Raw genomic sequence first — 11,637 nt, 5'->3', positions numbered from 1 at the left:
GAGATTTTTGATTCTATATAAATTAGGCAAAACAAACAATAATTTATGGCTACATTTGGAAAAATGTAAAACTTAATATATCTGAATATTGATGACACAAACGCTTTTTAATCCTTTTAAGGATTTGAATTTTGACGAACATTTTTGCTTCCTTTCAGGAGCTTTAACAAATGAAAACATGACCGTTTTTCCAGGATGGCTGATGGATCATTTTAAATTAGGTAATGAAAGAATTGAGATGATGGATAAAGCCAAATCTTATAATTATAGAGATCTTAAATTACCCTGTTCTTCCAAAGTGAAAACAGCTTTTGAGGAGCTGGATGTAAAAGTTGAGGCTGCGTATAAAAAAGGTTTTGAAGGCATGGCGTCACTCGATCAAGAGTTGCTTTTTCAGTGGACAGGCAGAATGGTCTATGGTATGCTATACTACGAAATGCTTTATGAAAGAGACAGACTGTTAAGGCAAGGTGAAGATTTTGAGCTTTCCGTCACTCTCAGGGAACGCTTTGGACACTTCCATTTAATGCTACAATCCTTAATAGAACCGATTTCCTTCGTTGGAAAAAAACCATGGAGTATCGCCGTATTTCCACTTAAATATTCTGCCGATATTTTTAGCTATCGTGACGATGCTGTTAATTTAATGTTCTCATTTGGAGTCAATGGCTTTGGTTTTATTGCATGTTTACAGGATAACGGGGTAATTGGGGAGAAGCAAAAAGAGATCCTAGATAAAATGGAAGGTCATGTTTTACATCCCATCCAGTTTGAAGAGTTGTACGCGAGGTTTCATTATTCTGATTATATATTACAGTACAAACCTAAATACAAAATTGAAAACAAAGACAATGGGATTTCCATAGAAGTTGAAACGGCTGGTAAGCAACCTCATTTCGGGTTTTGGGATGAGGGTATATATGCCCAATTGCTATCCAATTATTGGCAGGTTTACGGTATTGAAAGAGAAGATATTCTTAAATTTCAAAAGCCGCCACTTAGCTTTCTTGAAAATCCGTATACCAAAGATTTTATTAATCCAGAATCCATTGTCTTACCATTTTAAGGGCTTAATAACAAAAAATAGTTGGTGCATGTCTTGTACGCTTTTTTATTGCAAGTATAATCTACCGCTTTTATGGAGTTCTGGAGACATTGAGATTAAAAGAAAGCTTCAATATATAGCCTTTCCGGACGATTTAGGGTACGACTTCAAAAACAAAAGAGTTCAAACTTTTAGAGTGAACTCTATTATTGCTAAAATTGCCTCTTATCAGATAAGTTAGGAGAAAATAAAAACGAGAACTTTCAAAATAATATTGAAAATTCCCGTTTAGTGACTAAGGCAGGATGAATTTTATTGATCCTGAATGAAATCCATTTTGCAAATACAACTGCCAGCCTTTGTAAGTCCGATGTCTTAAAACAAAAAACCTTGATCAAGCGAGCTTGTCAAGGTTTTTATATTTTAATTCACAACGAAGTTGTGAGTGATGGTGACCTCGACTGGATTCAAACCAGTAACCTCTTGAGCCGTAATCAAGTGCGCTATTCAGTTGCGCCACGAGGCCATTTGTCGCAAAATACGTGTTTCTTTTGCGGCTGCAAATATAGGAGTTTTTAAAATAAAGACAAGTATAATTGAATTAAATATGAAAAAATAAAAACCCGCCGATAGCGTATTTAAATTTGGACTAGTTAGAAATAGAATTCGTTTTTTTACATTTAAAAAATCAATGGTCCACGACTACCTTTCTCTTTATACCAATTTCAATAGGTTACAAAACAGAGAATTATCATTAAAAAATAGCTGAATGGCTGCTTCTCAATTCTTAATAAATTGAACTGCTGTATAAATAATGGGCTTTAGTTTTATTATGGAATGTGATATCTTAAAAGCAGCGCTCTTATACTTTTAGAAATTCTCACTGCATTTCATGAATAACGGCTACAGAACTTGTGATTTGGTTCACCTATTAAGGTTCAGTAGCTTTCGCGTAAACGGAATCATACTATGATCCTGCCCGATCTACTAAATCAACTGCCCAATGTATAGCCTCCGGTAAATTATCTACAACCAAAAAATCTTTAGAATAAAATTTCCTTTCAAAATTTGCAGACCTTTTACCAGCGACCGTTTCGGTAACTATACACATTCCTAATAAATTGGTGATTTTTGAGGTTTCTAAGTAAATTACTGGGCTCACATTATAATCAAAAGCACGATTAGATATGTACACAAAATTTTTATTTAAATAATGTTTTTCAATCAATTCCTTTAGTTCGGCGTTATTCCCTGGTTGTAACAAAGCACCTTTTTTTACTTGTGCAATCACATATTTTTCAAACACAAATACCTCCACATAAGTAAGGTTGTAATAGACTATAGCTGACATATAAAATTAAAATGAGGGGCAATCTAAATATATATATTTTAGTTCCCTCACTTGATACGACACTTTAACGCAAAATTATTATCTTACATAGAACTAAGTACTACTCTCTAGGATGCGATCCATACAATTGATACCATCAATAGCAGCACTAATGATGCCGCCAGCATATCCAGCTCCTTCTGCACAAGGATATAAACCCTTGATTTCTACATGCTGTAATGATAAAGGATCTCTAGGAATGCATACTGGCGAACTCGTGCGACTTTCTGGAGCATGAAGAACGGCCTCATTGGTATAATATCCTTTCATTTTATTTCCAAAAGCAACAAAAGCCGCTTTTAAACGTCTGGACAGCATTTCTGGAAGCACTTTATCTAAATCTACACTGGTCAAACCGGGAAAATAAGAGGTTTTAGGGAAGTCACTTGACAGGTTTCCTTTCACAAAGTCTATCATGCGCTGCGCTGGAACTTTTTGAGTTCTACCAGCAGCCACCCAGCAATCATGTTCTACTTTTTTTTGAAAATTAAGGGATACAAATGGATCATTAGGATCGTAATTAGGCAAATCTTCTGGCGATACACTTACGACGATGCCACTGTTTGCATAAGGATTATTGCGCTTACTAGGACTCCAACCGTTTGTAACTACCTCGTCTGTACCTGTAGCGCAGGGTGCAATGATACCACCTGGACACATACAGAAAGAATAAACGCCCATTCCGTCTACTTGCTCTACGAGACTGTAACTGGCTGGTGGCAAATAAGGATTTTGATCATCTCCATGGTATTGAATCTGATCGATCAATTCTTGTTGGTGCTCTACTCGTACTCCTATGGCAAAGGGTTTTGCCTGCACTTTTATTCCTCTTTTATGAAGCAAGTAAAAAATATCTCTAGCCGAATGGCCTGTTGCTAAAATGACATTATCGCAAGCAATCCATTCCTTGTCATTGATTTGAATCGCAACAATTTGCTGCTGATCGTGACGTATATCTGTCATTTTTGATTCAAAAAAAACTTTTCCACCTGCTTTCTCTATCCCTTCTCGCATGGACGTAATAATTTGCGGCAACTTATTGGTTCCTATATGTGGATGTGCATCTACCAGAATATCTGGTGTCGCGCCAAAGTCCACAAACCACTCTAATGCTTTCAGCACATTGCCTCTTTTCTTAGATCTGGTGTACAATTTACCGTCGCTATAAGTCCCAGCACCACCTTCTCCATAGCAATAATTGGATTCTGGATTGACTATATGATCTTTATTGAGTGCTGCCAAGTCACGTCTTCTAGAACGTACATCTTTACCTCTTTCATAAATAACCGGCTTCATACCTCCTTCTATAGCTCGCAACGCTGCGTATAATCCAGCTGGACCAGCACCTATAATGACCACTTCATTTGCCTGAGAAACATCCTGTATGGTATATACCTCTCTTTTGGGAAGATCTTCTCCATGAAGCCAAATTTCTATTTGCAGATTGTAGGTTACTTTCTTTTGCCGAGCATCAATAGAGCGTTTTCTAATGTTCCATTTCTGGACGTCATCATTACGCAACTCTATCTTCTCAAAAACCTTATTTAAAATATGATCCTCATCTTCAAGGTGATGCGGTAAAACAGAAATTTGCACAAGTTTGCTCATGTTGCAAAGATAATACGTTAGAGGATAGAATGTGAAAGAAGAATCAAGAACGATAGGTTCATCGAGGCAAGAAACAAGAATCAATAGACAAAAAAATATACAGTTGTGAAACCTCTACCCATAACAAAATAGTTGCTGCTAGTTTTCCTATTAGTAAACTCCTGAGAATGAACCGAATTATTATCAATTTAAATCCGCTCTCATTACAAATCAAAAAAAAACAGCCAAATTTTACTTTACTGTTTTTATTTTGTTGCTATGAGCCTTTGGGAATATGGATTTTAACTCCAACAGCGCAGCGGTCTAGCGTCTATTTCAATTCACTGTATTTCTTTAAATGCTCCACTTGCTTTTCTATCGCGGTTTTAAATTCGGCTTTCATTCTGTTGATAAGGTCGGTTGTAGCGATACTATCTTTTATAGTGGCACTTCCTTGTCCTGCGCTCCAAATGGTTTTCCATGCTTTTGCTTCGGTATCCATTTCTTTACCAAAATCGACTTTCCCTTTGGCTTTCATTTGTTCTTCCGTAATCCCAGCAGCCTGTAAACTGTTTCCTAAAAAATTAGCACTTACACCAGAGATAGCGGCGGTATAAACAATATCGCTACAACCAGCATGGATGATCATATCTCTATATTCATCTGTCGCTTTAGATTCTTCTGTATTGATAAAACGGGTTCCCATATATGCAAGGTCGGCACCCATTTGTAAGGCACTAGCTACATCCTGACCAGAGCTCATGGCGCCTGCTAACAGTATGGTCCCTTTAAAAAACTCTCGGGTTTCTCTTATAAATGGCATGGGATTGTTAACACCAGCATGTCCTCCAGCACCAGCACAGACTAAGATCAATCCGTCTACTCCTGCTTCCTGTGCTTTTTCGGCATGGCGTTTCTTGATCACGTCGTGAAACACAACACCTCCATAACTATGTACGGCATTAACCACATCACTCACAGCTCCTAAAGAGGTAATGATCAAAGGCACTTTGTGCTTTATACACAGCATTAAATCTGCTTGGATGCGTGGATTACTTGCATGAACGATAAGATTCACCCCATAAGGCGCGGCTTTTTTACCTGTTTCTTCTTCCCATTGGGCCAGTTCTGTTTTAATCTGGATCAACCATTCTTCAAATCCTTCACTAGAACGTTGATTTAAAGCAGGAAAAGTACCTACTATTCCATTTTTACAACATGAAATAACTAATTCTGGTCCTGAGATCAAAAACATAGGTGCCGCCACTACTGGCAATGAAAGTTGATCGGTAAGTTGTGATGTAGTCATAGAAATACTTTTTACCAAAGTTACTAAAGTGCACTAATAGGAATGCACTGCAAAAGAAAAAGATATTAAATTAAATGTAAAGGTTAGCTTTGAGCATGGTTTGATCTTTACTTTTGTTCCACAACATGTTTTATATCCTTAATTTTCAAGACCTAATACCTACCTATTGAAGAATCTTATTTTGTTAAGTATTTTTACTTTTCTCGCTTTCGCGAAAGCATACTCACAAAAAGCCACCTTATCAGGAACTATTAGCGAAGAGGCAACTGGCGAGACCATGCTCAACGTTACGGTCAACATTATCGAACTGAAAACTGGAACCATTACTAACGAGTACGGCTATTATTCCATCACACTGCCCACTGGAGATTATACGGTACAATATTCCAGTATAGGTTATGCGACCATAGAGAGGACGATCTCACTTGATGAAAACATAAAACTAGACCTTTCCATGACAGAGCAAGGTGAGGCGCTGGATGCGATAATCATCACCACCGATGTGGAGAAAATGAGTACTAAATCTCCTCAAATGAGTGTCAACGCACTATCCATAGAAACTATTAAAAAAATACCTGTCGTACTAGGAGAAACAGACCTTATTAAAGCACTAACCCTACTTCCAGGAGTTAGTAATGCAGGAGAAGGAGCCGCTGGTTTTAATGTGCGCGGTGGCGCTGCAGACCAGAATCTGGTCTTGCTGGATGAAGCTACTTTATATGGAAGTGACCACCTATTTGGTTTTTTCTCTGTATTTAATCCAGACGCCATTAAAGACTTAAAACTTTATAAAGGAGGTATTCCGGCCCGTTATGGTGGTCGTGTTTCTAGTGTCCTCGATATCTATCAACGTGATGGAAATAAAAAAGAATTTAGCGGCACGGGAGGAATAGGAATCGTCGCAAGCAGACTGCTTTTTGAAGGACCGATAATTAAAGAAAAAGCTTCTTTTTTAATAGGTGGTCGCAGCAGTTATGCTCATTTATTTTTACCTTTATTTGATGTAGATAACGTCGCATACTTTTATGACATCAATGCAAAAGTAAGTTTTAACCTAGATGATGACAACCGCCTTTATATGTCTAGCTATTTTGGTAGGGATGTCTTTAATGTAAATAATCTTTTTGGTAATACCTTTGGAAACAGTTTTGTAAATGTGCGATGGAATCATATCTTTAATGAAAAATGGTTCTCAAATGCTTCCATTATATACAGCGACTATAATTATGGTTTGGAATTGGAATTTGTAGAATTTACATTTGATAGCGGTATTACTAATATGAACGCAAAATACGACCTGACTCATTTTGTAAACGATAAGGTGGAAATGAGATACGGTATCAATTCCATTTATTATGAATTTGATCCAGGCCACATTAAACCAAGCACCTCTACTAGTGGTATTAACGACCGACAGTTGACCAAGAAATACGCTTGGGAAAATGGGGTATATGCAGATGGAGAGTTTGTTATAAGTGACAACATTAACATCAATGCTGGTTTAAGATTAAGCAGCTTTAACAGATTAGGTCAGGAAAGCCTTAATATTTATGAAAATGATCAAGCTCTATTGTATAATGAAGATCTAAGTGTTTATGAAAGTGCCGATGCTGTAGGTGCTTTTTCTAGCAGCCGCAGTGAGACTCTAAAATCTTTTATAAATCTAGAACCTAGGTTCTCTATGGCTTACTCTATAGACGATGACACGAGTATCAAAGCAAGTTACCAGCGTATCAATCAATACATTCATTTGATTTCTAATACAAATGCTCCTACCCCATTTGATCTTTATGTACCTAGTGGTACTTTTATCAAACCTCAAAAAGGCGATCAAGTAGCGGCTGGATTCTTTAAAAATATAGGGAATTACAGTATCGAGACAGAAGTTTTTTATAAGACCGTTCAAAACAGACTGGATTATATAGATGGTGCTGATCTTATTGCAAATGATGCTGTGGAGCAAATACTCCTAGAAGGAGAAGCCAGAGCTTATGGTCTCGAGTTTTTATTGACAAAAAACGAAGGGAAACTTCAAGGATGGATCGCCTACACACTTTCCAGAAGTGAACAACGCACGCCTGGAAGAACTGCTTTAGAACCTGGAATTAATAATGGAGAATGGTACAGCGCTGCTTGGGATAAAACACATGACCTTACAGTAACGGCAAATTACGAACTCAATAGGAAATGGGATCTAGGAGCTAATTTTACCTTACAAACCGGACAACCTATTACCTATCCGAATGGGCAGTATGAATTTGACGGTTTGTTTATCCCTACGTTTGAAGCGAGAAATAGCAGCCGCTTGCCTATTGTGCACCGATTGGATTTCTCAGCTACTTACACTCCTAAACCCAATAAGAAAAACGGCTGGCAATCGAGTTGGGTTTTTAGCTTGTACAACGCTTACAACAGAAGAAATGCGGTAAGTATCACTTTTGGAGAGAATGAAGATACCAATAGAAATGAAGCTACAAGGCTAGCGATTTTTGGAGTTATTCCTGCCATAACTTATAATTTTAATTTTTAAGAGATGAAGAATTTTTTTACATACACCGCCGTCCTAATATTACTCAGCTCTTGTTCTGATGTTATAGAATTAGATCTTAACAATACGGATTCTAAATTGGTTATTGATGCCGTTATAGAGCGTAATGGTGAATTAGGTGTCACATTTACTAGAATCCAACTCACGCGATCTGCTGGGTTTTATGATGAAGAACTTGTTTTTGTGAACGATGCAACCATCACTATTACAGATGCAAATGGAAATTTAACCCCTATTCCATTCAGAGCTGACGGAGTTTATGATTCTAATTTTCCATTTATAACGATCAATGACCCTACAGAAAATAGCTACACCTTAACTATTAATGATAACGGTGACCTGTACACCGCTACCGAGAACCTTGAACTGACCGTGCCTTTTACAGAAGTAGAACAGCAAACGATAAGTGGGTTCGGTGATGATATTACCGAAATCACTGCTTTTTTTACGGATCCAGAAGGATTTGGTAATTATTACCTTTTTGAATATACTGATATAGACAATGAGGAAGTAGACACCAGAGATGACGAGTTTAGTGATGGAAATCGCACTCAGACTACCTTTTTTATAGAAGAAGCAGTTCCTGGAACAGTGGCAACTATACGCATCAAAGGAATAGACCAGCGTTGTTTTAGCTTCTATGAGACCCTGTTACAACAAGCTGGAGAAGGCGATGGCGGTCCATTTGCGACACAACCAGCTGTAGTTAGAGGTAATATTATAAACACGACAGATTCGGCGCGGTTTCCTTTTGGCTATTTTAGAATATCAGAGGTTTTTGAGGTGGACTATACGATTGAATAAAGAAACGGAATGATTTTAAAGCAATAATGGAGCTTAAAATCATTCCGCTTTTGAATTGGTCAACCAAGTAAACTTCTTTGATTAGATAAATTTATCAGTTTCTTATAACCTACCTGTTCTTTATAAATCAGCCTTTTTATAGCCAGCTGTTTTACACAAATGAAACCATCTCTTGTTGTGGTCTGCGTACTTTTTTTAATTGGGACATCGCGTCATCATTAGAGCGGTAGCCTACTGGCAACAGTAAAGTGCTCTTTAAACCCTTTTCTTGCAAACCTAACAATTGATCTATTTCCTCTGGCACAAAGCCTTCCATAGGACAAGAATCTATTTGTTGCTGTGCACAAACAGTTAGTAAATTACCCAGTATGAGATACGCTTGGTTTTTTGCCCATTGTTCGGTCTCTACTACTTCTTTCTTAGAAAAGGTATTGGTCAGAAAATCTTGAAATGGTTGGATCACTTCATCTGGCGTATTGCGTTCTTTTTTTACGATAGAAAAATAATCTTTTACATAATTTGCGTCCACAGCAGTGGTACAGATGACGAGTACCGCACTGGCATCTTTAACCTGCAGCTGTCCATAAGAAAGAGGTACCATTTTGTCTTTAAGATCTTGATCTTGAACAATTACTAACCTGCACGGTTGTAAACCATAAGAAGTCGCTGTAAGGTTAAAGGCTTGTGCGAGCACCTCTAACTGACTTTTATCCAAACTTTTTTGTGAATCAAATTTCTTTGTTGCATATCTCCATTGCAAACTTTCTATACTATTCATAGTTGTCATACGTTATCTTTGTAGGTGAAGATTTGATACTTGTTCTGCTTTCGCGAAAGCGAGGTCTACACCATTATCTTTCTATTAAGTTTGCAAAAGTAATCTACACAGAAGGTTCATTATGGGCTTTACTATAACAATTTTCAATGCGAGACATCGATAAACGAATTAAAGAATCTGAAACGAAAGTTTTCAAAGCTGTTTTTCCAAATACCACCAATCATTACGATACGCTTTTTGGCGGCACCGCATTGCATCTTATGGATGAAGTGTCCTTTATCTGTGCCACTCGATTCTCTCGAAAAAAAGTAGTGACGATAAGCACCGATAAAATTGATTTTAAAAAACCAATCCCGCAAGGAAGTATCATAGAACTAATAGCCACCATTGCAAAAGTAGGCAAGACCAGCTGTGTAGTGGAGACGAGCATTTATATGGAAGACATGTACAGCTATTCTCGTGAAAAAGTAGTCACTGGAATTTTTACGTTTGTCGCTATCGACGATGATAAAAAACCTACATCCATCCTCTAATGCGTAGATTTTTAAACATACTTGTTTTTGGTGTTCTTCTAGCCGTAGTGGCTGTTCTTATTTTACAATTACACGTAAAACGTACTTCTAGAGAGGCGATCAAAACAGATATGACTGAATTGGAAAAAGCGTATACGGGAATTGTTTTAGGAGCCAGTATAAAGCCTGATAAGAGTCTTTCTTTAATTCTACAAGATCGCGTGGACGCAGCTTTACTCGCTTATGAAAATAAAAAGTTCCAAAAGTTTCTTTTAAGTGGTGATCATGGTGAAGAAAACTACGATGAAGTAAACGCCATGAAAAATTACCTCAACAATAAAGGGGTTCCTGACGAAGATATTTTCTTAGACCATGCAGGCTTTGATACCTATGACACCATGTTTAGAGCACGAGATGTCTTTAAAGTATCTGATGCGATTGTTTTCACTCAAGAATTTCACCTACCACGTGCGGTTTATCTAGGTAAGAATATGGGACTAGATATTCAAGGCTTTGTAGCAGACCGGCGCAAATATCCTGGCAACAGCCATTTTGCGAGAAGGGAATGGCTGGCCAATATAAAAGCTTGGATAGAATTGAACATTGAAAAATCACCTACCTATTCGGGAAAAGTGATTCCCATTACTGGCGATAGCAAACCATCTCATGATAAAGGTTGAGTCGTCAGTTGATGTTATCCTAAAAACCTAAGGTCTAAAAATCAATAAAAGGATTTAATTTGTTCCAAACTTATTGCCCTCCGAGATTTGAATTTTAAAGAATAATTGTATATTTGCAACCGCTTATGCAAAAAGCAATTTTTGAATAAGCGCTTTAGGAGAAGTGGCAGAGTGGTCGAATGCACTGGTCTTGAAAACCAGCGAGGGTCAAACCTCCAGGGGTTCGAATCCCTTCTTCTCCGCGGTAAACCTGATAATCAATTGGTTATCAGGTTTTTTTAGTTTTTAAAACCCGTGCACGTCGCTTTTTATGTGTCGCTTTAGCAGTTTCAACAGGTCCTATTGAAATACGTTTAGGTTGTTTTTATAAGAAATAGAGTTCGTTTTAGAATACCTCAGCTGTTCGGGAAGTATTTTTTAGTTTGAACCAAGCAAATCGCTATATCTTATCCACTTAAATAGGAACCTCATATTTTAAAATAAGTATTCGTACGATCCCACGTTTTTTTACCTGTATAACCTAAAGCCACCACCACAAGGCGTTTGATACAAACCTGTATTATAAAACGTTCTTTTTGAAACTTATACGACACGGAAGCAAGGGTATAAACCTGTCAAAATAGGCGGTTCCTTCCATTCATTTTGAGTTCTTATTTTATGAATGGATCGCTTTTGAAAAAGCGAAAAGTATAGGAGTCGATTCTGTCAAAGTGTTCGGGTATAATCCCTTTTATGACCAAGGCATGTTCACATGGAACTGAAGGTTTTTCCTAGGCCATATATGCAAAAATGTAGTCGTCATCTTTTACGTATTAATTACTTGTAAAGAAAAACCTAAGCGTGCGACTATATCCCATGAACTTTGTGCTTTGTATTCAGAAAACTGTACAACAGTGATCTGAAAACATGAGCTAACAGCTTAAAATCGGGATCAGTTTATAAAGTTGAAAGCAACTTTATTATTAAATTCTTGCACTTGTGTTT

At 37.4% G+C, this 11,637-nt stretch carries 10 protein-coding genes and 2 tRNA genes; 7 read left to right on the top strand and 5 right to left on the bottom strand.

The window, feature by feature from the left end; genetic code table 11:
• The first annotated feature begins 91 nt into the window (after positions 1-91).
• A complete protein-coding gene (locus tag ACJAT0_RS10625; RefSeq protein WP_415181629.1) occupies positions 92-1,066 on the top strand; it encodes a hypothetical protein in 975 nt (324 codons plus the stop codon).
• 28 nt (positions 1,067-1,094) lie between these two features.
• Complete coding sequence (locus ACJAT0_RS10620) at positions 1,095-1,286, top strand: hypothetical protein (RefSeq protein WP_415181628.1); 192 nt, start codon at positions 1,095-1,097, stop codon at positions 1,284-1,286.
• Positions 1,287-1,494: 208 nt separating this feature from the next.
• Here the strand turns inward: ACJAT0_RS10620 and ACJAT0_RS10615 are convergent.
• From ACJAT0_RS10615 to ACJAT0_RS10600, 4 genes are all read right to left on the bottom strand, one after another.
• Positions 1,495-1,571, bottom strand: a tRNA-Arg gene (locus ACJAT0_RS10615).
• 441 nt (positions 1,572-2,012) lie between these two features.
• Positions 2,013-2,396, bottom strand: coding sequence for a hypothetical protein (locus tag ACJAT0_RS10610; RefSeq protein WP_415181627.1), 384 nt, complete (start codon positions 2,394-2,396; stop codon positions 2,013-2,015).
• A 93-nt stretch (positions 2,397-2,489) separates the two neighbouring features.
• On the bottom strand, positions 2,490-4,043 hold the full coding sequence (locus ACJAT0_RS10605; protein ID WP_415181626.1) for an NAD(P)/FAD-dependent oxidoreductase: 1,554 nt from the start codon (positions 4,041-4,043) through the stop codon (positions 2,490-2,492).
• 310 nt (positions 4,044-4,353) lie between these two features.
• Entirely contained in the window at positions 4,354-5,331 is a 978-nt protein-coding gene (locus tag ACJAT0_RS10600; RefSeq protein ID WP_374002114.1) for an NAD(P)H-dependent flavin oxidoreductase, read from the bottom strand.
• 166 nt (positions 5,332-5,497) lie between these two features.
• On the opposite strand from ACJAT0_RS10600, the gene ACJAT0_RS10595 reads away from it, so the two are divergent.
• On the top strand, positions 5,498-7,861 hold the full coding sequence (locus ACJAT0_RS10595) for a TonB-dependent receptor (RefSeq protein ID WP_415181625.1): 2,364 nt from the start codon (positions 5,498-5,500) through the stop codon (positions 7,859-7,861).
• Between the two features lie 3 nt (positions 7,862-7,864).
• Positions 7,865-8,683: a DUF4249 domain-containing protein gene (locus ACJAT0_RS10590; protein ID WP_415181624.1), complete on the top strand. Its 819-nt coding sequence runs from the start codon at positions 7,865-7,867 to the stop codon at positions 8,681-8,683.
• Between the two features lie 151 nt (positions 8,684-8,834).
• Here the strand turns inward: ACJAT0_RS10590 and ACJAT0_RS10585 are convergent, their stop codons facing one another.
• The gene (locus ACJAT0_RS10585) at positions 8,835-9,461 is read right to left on the bottom strand and encodes an NAD(P)H-dependent oxidoreductase (RefSeq protein WP_415181623.1); all 627 of its coding nucleotides are present in this window, start codon (positions 9,459-9,461) and stop codon (positions 8,835-8,837) included.
• A gap of 146 nt (positions 9,462-9,607) precedes the next feature.
• On the opposite strand from ACJAT0_RS10585, the gene ACJAT0_RS10580 reads away from it, so the two are divergent.
• The 3 genes from ACJAT0_RS10580 to ACJAT0_RS10570 all read left to right on the top strand — a co-directional run bounded on the left by ACJAT0_RS10580 (position 9,608) and on the right by ACJAT0_RS10570 (position 10,895).
• Positions 9,608-9,994, top strand: a complete 387-nt coding sequence (locus tag ACJAT0_RS10580) for an acyl-CoA thioesterase (RefSeq protein WP_374002119.1) — start codon at positions 9,608-9,610, stop codon at positions 9,992-9,994.
• On the top strand, positions 9,994-10,653 hold the full coding sequence (locus tag ACJAT0_RS10575) for a vancomycin high temperature exclusion protein (RefSeq protein WP_374002120.1): 660 nt from the start codon (positions 9,994-9,996) through the stop codon (positions 10,651-10,653). Before ACJAT0_RS10580 ends, ACJAT0_RS10575 begins: the two co-directional genes overlap by 1 nt.
• Positions 10,654-10,810: 157 nt before the next feature.
• Positions 10,811-10,895 (top strand) — tRNA-Ser (locus tag ACJAT0_RS10570).
• The last annotated feature ends 742 nt before the right edge of the window (positions 10,896-11,637 follow it).

Origin of the sequence: Nonlabens sp., from assembly GCF_047636915.1 — a bacterium.
In the GTDB taxonomy this organism is placed as follows: Bacteria; Bacteroidota; Bacteroidia; order Flavobacteriales; family Flavobacteriaceae; genus Nonlabens.
Note: the sequence above shows the minus strand (reverse complement) of the source record. Positions and strands in the feature narration are given on the sequence as shown.